The 14,065-nt window shown below is 68.2% G+C and carries 9 protein-coding genes and 1 pseudogene; 7 read left to right on the plus strand and 3 right to left on the minus strand.

Features of this window, described 5'->3' with window-relative positions:
* The first annotated feature begins 15 nt into the window (after positions 1 to 15).
* From ahcY to AN478_RS10240, 6 genes and pseudogenes are all read left to right on the plus strand, one after another.
* On the plus strand, positions 16 to 1,305 hold the full coding sequence (gene ahcY / locus AN478_RS10215) for an adenosylhomocysteinase (protein WP_054966516.1): 1,290 nt from the start codon (positions 16 to 18) through the stop codon (positions 1,303 to 1,305).
* 154 nt (positions 1,306 to 1,459) lie between these two features.
* Positions 1,460 to 2,308, plus strand: coding sequence for a methylenetetrahydrofolate reductase [NAD(P)H] (gene metF, locus AN478_RS10220; protein ID WP_054966517.1), 849 nt, complete (start codon positions 1,460 to 1,462; stop codon positions 2,306 to 2,308).
* 105 nt (positions 2,309 to 2,413) lie between these two features.
* Positions 2,414 to 5,993: pseudogene (gene metH / locus AN478_RS10225) on the plus strand (methionine synthase).
* Between the two features lie 16 nt (positions 5,994 to 6,009).
* A complete protein-coding gene (locus tag AN478_RS10230) occupies positions 6,010 to 6,657 on the plus strand; it encodes a flavin prenyltransferase UbiX (protein ID WP_054966518.1) in 648 nt (215 codons plus the stop codon).
* Entirely contained in the window at positions 6,644 to 8,953 is a 2,310-nt protein-coding gene (ptsP, locus tag AN478_RS10235) for a phosphoenolpyruvate--protein phosphotransferase (RefSeq protein WP_054966519.1), read from the plus strand. The genes AN478_RS10230 and ptsP overlap by 14 nt, the downstream gene beginning before the upstream one ends.
* An 83-nt stretch (positions 8,954 to 9,036) precedes the next feature.
* Positions 9,037 to 10,776 carry an AMP-dependent synthetase/ligase gene (locus AN478_RS10240; RefSeq protein ID WP_054966520.1) on the plus strand — a complete coding sequence of 580 codons (1,740 nt, stop codon included), beginning with the start codon at positions 9,037 to 9,039 and terminating at the stop codon, positions 10,774 to 10,776.
* Between the two features lie 49 nt (positions 10,777 to 10,825).
* Here the strand turns inward: AN478_RS10240 and AN478_RS10245 are convergent, their stop codons facing one another.
* Genes AN478_RS10245 through cheB form a run of 3 tightly spaced genes read right to left on the minus strand, consistent with a single transcriptional unit; the run spans position 10,826 to position 13,165 of the window.
* Positions 10,826 to 11,176 carry a phenylpyruvate tautomerase MIF-related protein gene (locus AN478_RS10245; RefSeq protein WP_054966773.1) on the minus strand — a complete coding sequence of 117 codons (351 nt, stop codon included), beginning with the start codon at positions 11,174 to 11,176 and terminating at the stop codon, positions 10,826 to 10,828.
* A gap of 41 nt (positions 11,177 to 11,217) precedes the next feature.
* Positions 11,218 to 12,048 (minus strand): CheR family methyltransferase, encoded by an 831-nt coding sequence (locus AN478_RS10250; protein ID WP_054966521.1) that lies wholly within the window; start codon positions 12,046 to 12,048, stop codon positions 11,218 to 11,220.
* 10 nt (positions 12,049 to 12,058) lie between these two features.
* Complete coding sequence (gene cheB / locus AN478_RS10255; protein WP_054966522.1) at positions 12,059 to 13,165, minus strand: chemotaxis-specific protein-glutamate methyltransferase CheB; 1,107 nt, start codon at positions 13,163 to 13,165, stop codon at positions 12,059 to 12,061.
* A 213-nt stretch (positions 13,166 to 13,378) separates the two neighbouring features.
* Here cheB and AN478_RS10260 point away from each other — a divergent pair, with 213 nt between their 5' ends.
* Positions 13,379 to 14,026: a tetratricopeptide repeat protein gene (locus AN478_RS10260; protein ID WP_054966523.1), complete on the plus strand. Its 648-nt coding sequence runs from the start codon at positions 13,379 to 13,381 to the stop codon at positions 14,024 to 14,026.
* The last annotated feature ends 39 nt before the right edge of the window (positions 14,027 to 14,065 follow it).

A 14,065-nucleotide genomic window follows, 5' to 3' on the forward strand; every position in this document is an offset into this window, starting at 1 on the left:
AAGGAGCTTTAGAGAATGGCTGAAGATTACAAGGTAGCCGATATCGGCCTGGCCGGTATGGGCCGGAAGCAGATCAAGATCGCCGAGACCGAGATGCCCGGTCTCATGAAGCTGCGCGAAGAGTGGGGCTCCAAGCAGCCCCTGCAGGGTGCCCGGATCGCCGGCTGCATCCACATGACCGTGCAGACCGCCGTGCTCATCGAGACCCTGCAGCACCTGGGCGCCGAAGTGCGCTGGAGCTCCTGCAACATCTTCTCCACGCAGGACGACGCCGCCGCGGCCATCGCCGCCGAGAACACCCCGGTGTTCGCCTGGAAGGGCGAGACCGAGGAAGAGTACGAGTGGTGCATCGAGCAGACCATCCACGGCCCGGACGGTTGGACCCCCAACATGATCCTGGACGACGGCGGCGACCTCACCGCCATGGTCTACGAGAAGTATCCCGAGCTTCTCGAGCAGATCGGCGGCGTCACCGAGGAGACCACCACCGGTGTCCACCGCCTGTACCACATGGAGAAGCAGGGTCAGCTCAAGACCCCGACCATCAACGTCAACGACTCGGTGACCAAGTCCAAGTTCGACAACCTGTACGGTTGCCGCGAGTCGCTGCTGGACGGCCTCAAGCGCGCCACCGACGTGATGGTGGCCGGCAAGTACGCCGTGGTGGCCGGTTACGGCGACGTCGGCAAGGGCTCCGCGCAGTCCCTGAAGGCCATGGGCGCGCGCGTGGCGGTCACCGAGATCGACCCCATCTGCGCCCTGCAGGCCCAGATGGAGGGCTTCGAGGTGCGCACCATGGACGAGGTGGCCCCCGAGGCCGACATCTTCGTCACCGCCACCGGCAACAAGGACGTGATCACCCGCGCCCACATGGACCAGATGAAGGACAACGCCATCGTGTCCAACATCGGCCACTTCGATAACGAGATCGATGTGGCGGGCCTGTCCAACCTCGAGTGGGACGAGATCAAGCCGCAGGTGGACCACGTCATCTGGCCCGACGGCAAGCGCATCATCCTGCTGTCCAAGGGCCGTCTGATGAACCTGGGCAACGCCACCGGCCATCCCAGCTTCGTCATGTCCAACAGCTTCTCGGACCAGGTTCTCGCCCAGATCGAGCTGTTCACCAAGGGTGACCAGTACGAGAACAAGGTCTACGTGCTGCCCAAGCACCTCGACGAGGAGGTGGCCCGGGTCCACGTGGAGGGTCTCGGCGGCCATCTGACCGAGATGACCAAGGACCAGTCCGACTACCTCGGCACCCCGGTCGAGGGGCCGTACAAGCCGGAGCATTACCGCTACTAATCGGCGCGGTAGGCATCGGTAGGAGGAGGTCCGCCCTCCTCCCGAATGGGGTTCGTCCCCATTCGTAGGCCGTCCCGCCGGGGCGGCCCACCAATGGGGATTTTTCGAAAGCGGCGAGGCCGCCAGGCATCTACCGCGAAGCGAGGATACGAATATGGGTTTCAAACGGGAAAATTACGAATTTTCCTTCGAGTTTTTCCCGCCCAAGAATGACGAGGGCGAGAAGCGGCTCCAGGAAGCGGTCCACGAGCTCAAGCCGCTGAATCCGGCCTATTGCTCGGTGACCTTCGGCGCCGGCGGATCCACCCGGGAGCGCACGTTCGACACGGTGGACTGGATCCAGAAGGAGGCCGGGCTTGAGGCCGTCCCTCACCTGTCCTGCATCGGCTCGCGCAAGGAGGACATCCGCGAGATCCTGCAGCGCTACCAGGACTCCGGAGTTAAGCGGGTCATCGCTTTGCGCGGCGACATCCCCGAGGACGAGGAGGCCTTCAAGGAGGGCGGCTTCCGCTACGCCAACGAACTGGTGGAATTCATCAAGAGCGACTTCCCCTCCTTCGAGGTGGTGGTGGGCGCCTACCCCGAGTTCCACCCGGAGGCTCCCGACCCGGTCACGGACATGGAGAACTTCGTCCGTAAGGTAAAGGCGGGCGCCGACGTGGCCACCACCCAGTACTTCTTCACTAACCTGTCCTACTACAAGTTCGTGGACGATGTGCAGAAGATGGGCGTGGACATCCCCATCAAGGTGGGGCTGATGCCTATCACCAACTTCAAGCAGATCGACCGGTTCTCCCAGATGTGCGGCGCCGACATCCCGGCATGGATCCGCAAGCGCATGGAGCACTTCGGCGACGACACCGAATCGCAGAAGGAGCTGGGGATCGACATCGCCACCCGGCAGGCCGAGGATCTGCTCGCCCAGGGCATCCCCGGCATCCACTTCTACACTCTGAACAAGGCCGAGGCCACCAAGCGCATCTGGCAGAACTTGGGGCTGTGAGGAGCGAGGCGTGAGGGGTGAGGCGTAACCGCTTCTCACCCCCCGCATCGGTTTTCTCCTCACTCCTTACTCCTCACACCTCAACGATTACTAGAGGAGCCTCTGATGAGCCGTTTCATGGACCGACTCAAAGAGCGCGTGCTGATCCTGGACGGCGGGATGGGCACCGCTTTGATGGAATACGACCTGGACCTCGAGAAAGACTTCCTGGGTCTGGAAAACTGCTCGGAGATCCTTTGTGACTCCCGGCCCGACGTGGTTAAGGACATTCACCGTTCCTTCTACGAGGCCGGCTCCGACGCGGTGGAGACCAACACCTTCGGCTCCAACAAGCTGGTGCTCGCCGAATTCGACCTCACCGAGCGCACCCGCGAGCTGAACCGCATCGCCACCGAGCAGGCGCGCGAGGTGGCCGATGAGTTCGCCACCGACGACTGGCCGCGCTTCGTGGTGGGCTCCATGGGCCCGGGCACCAAACTGCCCAGCCTGGCCCATATCGACTACGACACCCTGGAAGACTCCTACGCGGAGCAGGCCCGGGGCCTGATCGACGGCGGCGTGGACGTGTTCCTGACCGAGACCTCCCAGGACCCGCTGCAGATCAAGGCCGCCATCAACGGCATCCGCCTGGCCCAGCGCGAGGCCGGCGTGGACCTGCCCATCATCTCCCAGGTGACCATCGAGACCGTGGGCACCATGCTGGTGGGCACCGAGATCCAGGCGGCGGCCACCATCCTGGACGCCATGGACGTGGACATGATGGGCATGAACTGCGCCACCGGCCCCGCGGAGATGTCCGAGCACGTCAAGTGGCTCGGCGAGAACTGGCCCAAGCCCTTCTCCGTGCTGCCCAACGCCGGCCTGCCCATGCTGGTGGACGGCAAGACCACCTATCCCCTGCAGCCCGCGGAGATGGCCGACTGGGTGGCCCGCTTCGTCGAAGAGGACGGCGTCAACCTGATCGGCGGCTGCTGCGGCACCACGCCGGAGCACATGAAGGCGCTGCGCGACAAGATCGGCTTCCAGGCGCCCAAGGACCGCGGCGACGTCAAGCTGGAGCCCGCCCTGGCCTCGCTGTACAACCAGGTGCCCTTCCGCCAGGAGAACGCGGTAATGGCCATCGGCGAGCGCACCAACGCCAACGGCTCCAAGCGGTTCCGCGAGCTCCTCAATGAGGAGGACTGGAACGGCATCACCCGCGTCGCCAAGGACCAGGTCAAGGAAGGCTCCCACACCCTGGACGTGTGCACCGCCTACGTGGGCCGCGACGAGGTCCGCGACATGACCGAGGTGATCTCCCGCTTCCGCGGCGACGTCACCATCCCGCTGGTGATCGACTCCACCGAGACCCCGGTCATCGAGACCGCCCTGAAGCTCTACGGCGGCAAGGCGCTGATCAACTCCATCAACTTCGAGGAAGGTGAGGAGAAGGCCGCCACCGTGCTTGGCTATGCCAAGAAGTACGGTGCCGGGGTGATCGCCCTGACCATCGACGAAGACGGCATGGCCAAGGAAGTCGACGACAAGATGCGGATCGCCCGCCGTCTTTACGACTTCGCGGTAAACCAGCACGGCCTGCCGGCCCACGACCTGATGTACGACCCGCTGACCTTCACGGTCTGCACGGGTAACGAGGAAGACCGCAAGCACGCCATCAACACCCTGGACGCCATCGAGGCCATCGCCAACGAGATGCCCGAAGTCCAGATCGTGCTGGGCCTGTCCAACATCTCCTTCGGCCTGAAGCCGGCGGCGCGCCAGGTGCTGAACTCGGTGATGCTGCACCACGCCCAGCGCCGCGGCCTCACCGCCGCGATCATGCACTCCTCCGCGATCCTGCCCAAGCACAAGATCGACGAGGAGGAGTACAAGGTCGCCGAGGACCTGCTGTTCGACCGCCGCGAGGAAGGCTACGACCCGCTCCACAAGTTCATCGAGCTGTTCAAGGACAAGGAGGCCAAGGGCGGGCCGGAGAAGAAGAAGCCGGAGACCATCGAGGAGGTGCTCAAGGAGCGCATCGTCGACGGCGACCGCGACGGCATCGAGGAAGATCTCGACAAGGCCATGGAGAAGTACGAGCCGCTGGAGATCGTCAACCAGCACCTGCTCGGCGGCATGAAGGTGGTGGGCGAGCTGTTCGGCGCCGGCGAGATGCAACTGCCCTTCGTGCTCCAGGCCGCCGAAACCATGAAGGCCGCGGTGGCCCACCTCGAGCAGTTCATGGAGAAGAAGGAAGGCGAGGAGAAGGGCACCATGGTCCTGGCCACGGTGAAGGGCGACGTCCACGACATCGGCAAGAACCTCGTGGATATCATCCTCACCAACAACGGCTACAACGTGGTCAACATCGGCATCAAGCAGCCCTGCGAGGCCATCATCGAGGCCGCCGAGGAGAACAACGCCGACGTCATCGGCATGTCCGGTCTGCTGGTGAAGTCCACGGTGATCATGAAGGACAACCTCGAGGAGATGCGCGGCCGGGACATCAAGACCCCGGTGCTCCTGGGTGGCGCCGCCCTGACCCGCAACTTCGTGGAACAGGACTGCTCCGAGGCCTACGGCGACGGTGTGGTGGAGTACGCCAAGGACGCCTTCGCCGGGCTCCAGCTCATGGACCGCCTCACCGGCAACGCCCAGCCGGAGCAGGAAGAGGCCGAGTAACCGGCGGCTCCTGACCCGCAGTCAGGGGGCCGCCGGGCGCGGCCCCTTTTTTAGGCGTAAAACCCGACAGATTTACCCGGTTTTAACGGCCCCGCTACGCGGCTTTTGCCATTTTCCCGCCGACCTGATAGTGATTTAAGGTTGGACGAAAGGCGTGTACGCGGCGCCCAGCATAGGTAAGACCATGACCGAACAAGTGATCCGTTCCGACGTCGCCACCGATAACCCCGTTCCCACCCCGCCCTTCTGGGGCACCCGCGTGCTCGAGCACATCCCGGTGCGCGCCCTGGTGCCCTACATCAACAAGACCATGCTCTACCAGTTCCAGTGGGGCTTCAAAAAGGCGGGGCGCAAGAAGGACGAGTACTGGCAGTGGGCCAAGCAGGAGGTGGACCCCATCTTCAACGACATGCTGGCCCGGGTGGAGCGGGAGCAGATCCAGACCCCCCAGGCGGTCTACGGCTATTTCCCCTGCCAGAGCGAGGGCAACGACATCGTCCTTTACACGGACCCCGACGGGAGCGAGGAGCTGCAGCGCTTCACCCTCCCGCGTCAGGACGGCAAGAAGAACCTCTGCATCGCCGACTTCTTCCGCTCCAAGGAATCCGGGGAGATGGACGTGATCGGCCTGCAGGTGGTCACGGTGGGTCAGCACGCCTCCGACGTGGCCCGCGAGTGGTTCAACGAGGACCGCTACACCGACTACCTGTACCTGCACGGCCTCAACGTGGAGACCACCGAGGCCCTGGCGGAGTGGGTGCACAAGCAGATTCGCGCCGATCTGGGCTTCGCCGGTGAGGACGACCGCGACCCGCAGGCGCTGATCAAGCAGGGCTACCGGGGCTCCCGCTATTCCTTCGGCTACCCGGCCTGCCCCAACCTGGAGGACCAGCGGCCCCTGCTGCAGATCCTGCAGGCGGACCGCCTGGGCATCACCATGGCGGACGAGCAGCAGATGCACCCCGAGGAATCCACCTCCGCCATCGTCTGCCACCACCCAGAGGCCAAGTATTTCAGTGTCTGACGGCCGGAGCGGGTAAGTGGCATCCCAGTCTTCCCACGGGGCGGACCGCATCGCCCTCGCCTGGACCGGCGCCTCCGGCGCCGCCTACGGGCTGCGCCTCCTGGAGCAGCTCCTGGCCGCTGGCGTGCGAGTGGAGCTGATCGTCTCCAAGGCGGCCCAGGTGGTGCTGGGCCAGGAGACGGACCTGGACCTGCCCGCCCAGCCCGAGGCCATGCGCGAAGCGCTGGTGACCCACCTGGGATGCGGATCGAACACCCTGCGGGTGTACGGCCGCGAGCAGTGGACGGCGCCGGTGGCCTCGGGCTCCAACGCCCCCCGGGCCATGGTGGTGTGCCCCTGCACCTCGGGCACCGTAGCCGCCATCGCCAACGGCACCAGTGATAACCTGATCGAGCGGGCCGCGGACGTCACCATCAAGGAGCGCCGGCAGCTCGTGCTGGTGCACCGGGAGACCCCGCTGTCCCTCATCCACCTGGAGAACATGACCCGGCTGGCGCGAATGGGGGTGACCATCCTGCCCGCCAACCCGGGCTTCTACCACCGGCCTGCCACCGTGGAGGAGCTGGTGGATTTCGTGGTGGCGCGGGTTCTGGACCACCTGGAGGTGGACCACGAACTGGTCCCGCGCTGGGCCGCCGACGAGGAACGCCGTGAAGCCGACTAACGTCCTCCGCACCCTGCACCGCATCACTCAGGAGGTGGGCCGCGCCCCCAACCTCCAGCAGGCGCTGGCCATCCTGGTGTCCGGCCTGCGCCGTGCCATGAGCACGGAGGTGTGCACCGTCTACCTCTCCGACCCGGAGGTGGAGGGCGGCTGGGTGCTGCGGGCCACCGACGGCCTCAATCCGGAGTCGGTGGGCCGGGTGCGCCTGGGCCCCGGGGAGGGGCTGGTCGGGCTGGTGGCCCGCGAGGAGGAGCCGGTGAACCTGGACAACGCCGGCCAGCACCCCCTGTTCCGCTACTTCCCCGAAACGGGGGAGGAGCGCTTCCCGGCCTTCCTCGGGGTACCCATCCTGCACCGCGGCGAGGTGCTCGGCGTCATCTCCGTCCAGGGGACCAAGTCGGAGCGCTTCGACGAGGAGCACGCCACGCTCCTGTTCACCGCCGCGGCGCAGCTGGGCGGGGTGATCGCCCACGCCCAGGTCCTGGAGCGCCTGGGGATCCGCTCCACCGCCCCCACGGAGGGCGGCGAGCAGGAAGGGACGCCCCGTGTCGAGGCCTTCCTGGCCGGACAGGGGGGCGCGCAGGGCATCACCATCGGCACCGCCTGGGCGGTGTACCCGCCGGCGGACCTGTCCGCCATCGCCGACCGCCCCTGCGAGGACCCCGAGAGCGACAAGCGCGAGTTCCAGCGGGCCCTGAACGCAGCCGACCAGGAGATGGCGGAGCTGGGCGGCAACCTCAACGAGCGCATCGACGAGGAGGACGCCGACCTCATCCACGCCTACCTCCACATCCTCCGGGACAAGGGGTTCCAGCGCCGCGTGGAGGCCCGCATCGACGCCGGCACCTGGGTGCAGGCGGCGGTGCGCGACGTGGTCTGGGAGTACATCGAGGCCTTCGAGAACATGGACGACCCCTACCTGCGGGAGCGGGCGGCGGACATGCGCGACCTCGGCAGGCGCCTCATCGCCCACCTCCAGCAGGGCAGCCATCGCCACGACGGCGAGCTTCCCTCGGACACGGTGCTGGTGGGCGAGGAGATCTCGCCGCTCAACATGGCGAGCGTCCCCGAGGGGCACCTCAAGGGGGTCATCAGCGCCACGGGATCGGGGGGCAGCCACGTGGCCATCCTCGCCCACGCCTTCGGAATCCCCGCCGTCATGGGCGTGGAGGACCTGCCCGTGGCCCTCATCGACGGCAAGCGCGTGGTGGTGGACGGCTACAGCGGAAGGGTGTACGTGGACCCCTCCCCCAAGATCCTCCAGGAGTACCAGCGCCTGGAGGCCGAGGAGGCGGCCCTCACCGAGCGCCTTGCCGTGCTGCGCGACCAGTCCGCCGAGAGCCCCGACGGCCGGGTCATTCCCCTGTACGCCAACACGGGGCTCCTGGCGGACCTGGATCCCGCCCTGCGCTCCGGGGCGGAGGGGATCGGGCTGTACCGCACCGAGCTGCCCTTCCTGACCCGGGACCGCTTCCCGGGCGAGGCGGAGCAGATCCGCATCTACCGCCAGGTGTTCGAGACCTTCGCCCCGCGGCCGGTGACCATCCGCACCCTGGACATCGGGGGGGACAAGCTGCTTCCCTACCTCCCCATCCAGGAGGACAACCCCTTCCTGGGCTGGCGGGGGCTGCGCCTGTCCCTGGACCACCCGGAGATCTTCCTCACCCAGCTCCGGGCCATCCTGCGGGCAGCCCCCTCGGGCAACGTCCGGGTGCTCCTGCCCATGGTCACCACCGTGGACGAGCTGGACGAGGCCCTGAGGCTCATCGAACGGGCCCGCAAGGAGCTGGCGGCCGTGGGTGAGTCGGCCCCGGAGCTTCCGGTGGGGGCCATGATCGAGGTGCCTTCGGCGGTCTTCCAGACCGCGGCCATCGCCCGGCGGGTGAACTTCCTGTCCATCGGCACCAACGACCTGACCCAGTACCTCCTCGCCGTGGACCGCAACAACGCCCGGGTGGCCAGCCTGTTCGACTCCCTCCATCCGGCGGTGCTGCACGCCATCCGGACCGTGGTGGAGGAGGCTCACGGCGAGGGCCGCCCGGTCTCCGTGTGCGGCGAGATGGCCGCCGATCCGGTGGGCGCCCTGCTGCTCGCCGGCATGGGGGTGGACGATCTGTCCATGAGCGCCGGGGCCCTGCTGCGCATCAAGTGGGTCCTGCGCTCCTTTTCCACGACCCAGACCCGGGAGCTCGCCGAGCTGGCCCAGAGCGACGAGTGCCCCAGCTCCACCCGGACCCGGGTGGAGGGGGCCCTGCTGGACGCCGGACTGGGCAGCCTGATCCGCGCCGGCGACTGAAAGGCCCCACCATGGTAGACGAGGCACCGACGCAACCAGCCCTCGCCTCCTCCCCCCTGGAACGGATCCGGAACGCTTCCAACTTGGGGGCCGCCTTCCTGGACCGCGTTGCCGCCCACCCCGAGGCTACCGCCTGCCTGGAACCGGACGGGCACCGCTTCCATCCGGTCACCGCGCGGGCGTTCGCCGAGGAGGTAGTGGACATCGCGCGGGCCTTCGCCGGCTCCGGCCTGGTGGCCGGGGATCGGGTGGCCCTGATGGGGCCCAATGGCCGCTTCTGGGCCGCGGTGGACTGGGCCGCCCAGCTGCTGGGCCTGGTGGTGGTGCCCCTCTACCAGGGCCAGCAGCCCACGGACCTGCGCTACCTGCTGGAGGATTCCGGGCCCTCCTTGATCTGCATCCAGGGCCCGAAGTCCCTGGCGGACCTGTCGGCGCTGACGGCGCGGAATTCCTACCTGCCCCCGGTAGCGGTCCGCGATCCCGGCGACCAGGCGCTGGAGCCGCCCTTCCGCAGCTGGGAAGCCTTCCTCTCTGCCGGGGAGGCGGTGGACCGGGCCACCGTCCGCATGCGCACCGACAGCATCCACCGGGACCAGCTGGCCACGCTGGTCTACACCTCCGGGACCACGGGCTGGCCGAAGGGCGTGGAGCTCACCCACGGCAACCTGCTGGCCAATCTGGAGGGGATCCTGGAGGTGCTCTCCGTCGAGGAAGGCGACCGCTTCCTCTCCGTGCTGCCCCTGGCCCACATCTTTGAACGCACCACGGGCCACCTCCTGGCCTACCTCGCCGGGGCCGAGGTGGCCTATGCCCGGGGCCCCCAGTCCGTCGCCTCGGACCTGGCCACCGCCCGCCCCACCATCCTGCTCGCGGTGCCCCGGCTCTTCCAGCTGTTCCACGAGCGCGCCATGGCCCAAGCGGAGCGGAGCCGCCTGGCGGGCCTGACCCTGGCCTGGGCGGAGGGGGGCGGCCCCTTGCGGCGGGCCCTCGGCCGGCGTCTGCTGGGCGGACGACTGCGCAAGCGCCTGGGCGGCCGCGTCCGCCTGCTGGTGAGCGGCGGCGCCCCCCTGGCTCCAGAGGTGGCCGCGTTTTTCCGCTCGGCGGGGATCCCCATCCTGGAGGGCTACGGTCAGACGGAAACCAGTCCGGTGGTAAGCGTTAACCCACCCGAAGCCATCCGCCCGGGAACCGTTGGGCCCCCGCTGCCCAACGTGGAGGCGTGGGCGGCGGAGGACGGGGAGATCCTGGTCCGGGGGCCCTCCGTGATGCGGGGCTACTGGGGCAAGCCGGAGGAGACCGCGCAGACCTTCGCCGGAGACTGGCTGCGCACGGGGGACATCGGCGGGATGGACGAGGCCGGCTACCTGTACGTCACCGACCGCAAGAAAGACCTCATCGTCACCTCGGGGGGCAAGAACATCCCCCCGCAGCGGGTGGAGCTGCGCCTAGGGGCCCAGCCGTTGATCCAGCAGGCGGTGGTGTTCGGGGACGGCGAGGCCTACCTCGGGGCCCTGATCGTGCCCAACTGGCAGCAGGTCACCGAGCAGCTGGGCGCCGATTCGCCGCCGGAGGACCCGGAGGACGGCGCGGTCACGCGCCTGATCCGCAGCGCCGTCCATAACGCCCTGCAGGACCTGCCCGCCTGGGAGCAGGTCCGGCGCTTCCGTGTGCTACCGCAGCCCTTCACCGAGGAAGCGGGCGAGGTAACCCCGACCCTGAAGATCCGGCGCAAGGTGGTGAAGGAGCGTTACCCCCGCGAGGTGGCCAGCCTGTTCGCCGACCGGGCGGACTCCGCGCGGGAAGCTGCGGGGACCGGGGACTAGACCCGCCGGGCCGTGCCCCCACCGGGGTCCGGCCCGGTGATCCGGCGACTCAGCCGAAGGTAGTGCGGTTGGTGCCCCAGAGGTGGCGCTCCACGTCCTGGAAATGGATGTAGATGCGCCCCGGTGGAACCCCTAGCCGGTCGTTCAGGACGTCGCACAGCCCCGCCGACAGCTCCTGGGTCCGGTCCTGGGGCAAGCCCAGGCTAGCCAGCTCCACGTAGGCCGCCGGCTCGTCGCTGCCGCCGAACAGGACGTCCCGGCCCGTCTCCAGGGTGACCATCACGTAGCTCTCGGGCTTGCCCAGCAGCTCGGCGGTGCGCTCCGAGAGGGCGCCCAGCAGGCGGCGGCGCTCCTCGCTGGTGGACAGCTCCTGGTTGGTTACTACCCGCGTCAGGGGCATGGGCTCCTCCACGTTTTTGCCGTTCAAGCCTGGGCGGGAGACTAGCCCTCCCCGCCCTTGCGGAAGCACTGGACGCCGTCGATCCGATCCCGCTCGAACCGGCTGTCCATTCGCTGCGCGTCCTCTCCGGCCCCGGTGAACAGGTACCCGCCCGCCACCAGGCGTTGGTGGACCGTGTCCATGGCCTTCCGCCGACCCTCCTCGTCGAAATAGATGAGGACGTTGCGGCACAGGACCAGGTCGAACCGGGACAGGGGGAAATCGGCCTCCAGGACGTTCATGGTTCGGTAGCGGATCATGCTTCGGATCTCCGGCACCGGACGGTAGCCCCCCTCCACCGGCTCGAAATACCGGCGCCGTATGTCCGGGGGCAGGCCCCGCTGCATCTCCAGTTCGGAATAGACCGCGCTCTTGGCCCGGGAGATGGCCTTCTGGCTCACGTCCGTGCCCACCACCATGCACTGGTCGGCCCGCTCGGGCGGCAGGGCCTCCCGCAGGTTGATGGCTAGGCTAATGGCCTCCTGCCCCGTGGAGCAAGCGGCGCTCCATAGCTTGAGCTCCCGCCCGGCTCGCTCCTCGGCAATTGCCGGGATGACATGGCTCTGCAGCACCTCGAAGGGGCGGCCGTCCCGGAAGAAGCTGGTCTCCTTGATGGTCAGGGCGTTGAGAATGGCCTCCACCACCTCGGGATTGTGGCGCTCCCGGTACACGTGGCCCACCAGGTCGTTCAGGCCGTCATAGCCCCATTCGCGGGCCAGGGGCTGGAGCTTGGAGCGCAGGGAGTAGCTCTTCTCCGGCTTCAGGACGATCCCCGACTCCTTCTTCAGGAACCGCGCCAGGAGATCGAAGGAATACGGGCTGAGCTCGCTCATGGGCGGGACCTCACGCCGAGGTGGCCCGGGAGAACAGCACCCGGTCCAGCAGGGCAGCGATCTCCCCCGGCTCCAGGACCGCGTCCGCCAGGCCCGCCTGGGCGATGGCCCCCGGCATCCCCCAGACCGCACTACTCCGCTCGTCCTGGACCACCACCATGCCGCCCGCCTCGCGGATCCGGCGCGCTCCCTCCAGGCCGTCCCGGCCCATGCCCGTCAGCACGATCCCCAGCACCCGCGTGCCCTGCAGCTCGGCGGCGGAGATGAACAGCGGATCCACCGCCGGGCGGCAGGAGTTTACCCGCTCCCGGTGATCCAGATGGACGGTCAGGCGCTTGGCGTCGCGGGAGACGCGCATGTGGTAGTCGCCGGGGGCCACGAGCCCGGCGCCCAGCGGGATCTTCTCGCCGTCCTCGGCCTCCCGCCACCGGAACGGCCCCCGGTCCCCGAGCCGCTGGGCGAAGGCCCCGGTGAAGCCCAGCGCCATGTGCTGGACCAGCAGGACCGGCACCCGGACCGCCCCTTCCGGGTCCAGTTCCCCCAGGATGGCGTGCAGGGTCTGCGGGCCCCCCGTGGAGCTGCCGATCACCACCAGGTCCGGCTGGAACCCCGCGGGCATGCCCCCCTGCCCGGACGGGCTTTCCCGGGCCGCCTTTCCCCGGCGACCGCCCCCATCCGGGCCCGGCTCCCGCCGGGCCCGCACCAGCTCCCGGACCGTCCGGACCAGATCGTCCACGGTCTCCTCCAGGGGCTCGCGCATCCCCGTCCGGCCCGGGTCGGGCTTGTTGATGAACTCCTCGGCGCCCCGCGACAGGCACTCCACGGTGACCTCCGCATCCTGCTTGGACATGGAGCTGAACATGAGCACCACGGGGGCCCCCGCCTGCCCCGGCTGCAGGTGGTCCAGGAACTCGATGCCGGTCATCTCCGGCATGAGCACATCCAGGATCACCGCGTCCGGCCTCAGTGACCCCACCATCTCCAGGCCCTGGCGGCCGTTATGGGCGACACCGACCACCTCCAGGCCGCCGGCCTCCTCCAGCCCCTTCTTCAACACGGAGCGGACCACCGCCGAATCGTCCACGACCAGAACCCGAATGGGCTCCCCTGCTGCCATCCGTTTCTCCTGCTGGGGGTTGGGGACCGGGGCCAGTGCGCCGCGGGGCGGACTGCCACTCGGACAAAGGCCACAGAATAACCGCTCGGTCGCGCCCCGAATAGGCCTCCGAGCCCGGGAACCTTCCCCGCGCTCCGGCCTTCCAAAAAGAGTTCCCCTTTTCCCAAGAGCCTGCTATCCATGGCGGGCAATACCCGAGCACGGAGGTAAACCATGGCCCATCGCTATCATCGCGAACCCCATCGGAGTGCGGGGTTCCGGGCCTTTCTGGTGGGCGGTGCCCTGCTGGGCACGCTCGGGGCCGCGGCGGCGACGGCGGCCGGGGTGGAACAGCCGGCGCCTCTCCGAGAGGAGGCCCGGACCTTCCTCAACCACGGCCAGGATTACGCGCGCAACCATCAGTGGGGGGCGGCCGTCGCCCTGTACCGGGACGCCATCGACATGGATCCCCGTCAGGCCGAAGCCCACCTGGAGCTCGGCGTGGCCCTCGCCCAGCAGGATCGCCCCCGGGCCTCGGCCCAGGCGCTGAAGCGGGCCACCGAGCTCCGGCCCGATTCGGCGAAGGCCTTCTACAACCTGGGGGTGGCCTACGCCCACAGCGGCGAGATCCAGAAGGAGATGGAGGCCTACAGGGAGGCCATCCGGTTGGACCCGGAGCACATCTCCGCCCACTACAATCTGGGCACCGCCCACTGGGGGGAGGGTCGGGACGGCGAGGCCTCGCGGGAGTTCTACGAGGCGGGGAAGCTCTACCAGGAGGCGGGCCACCCACGGATGGCGCGGCAGATGCTGCAGCTGATCCAGGAAATCGCCCCCGAGTCGGAATACCGGAACCGGTTGGAGCGGGTGATGGAGGAGTGACTCGGGGCCCGGGCCCAGGATCGCCCGCTAAAGCGGGCT

The sequence above is a fragment of the Thiohalorhabdus denitrificans genome (assembly GCF_001399755.1).
Classification (GTDB): Bacteria; Pseudomonadota; Gammaproteobacteria; order Thiohalorhabdales; family Thiohalorhabdaceae; genus Thiohalorhabdus; species Thiohalorhabdus denitrificans.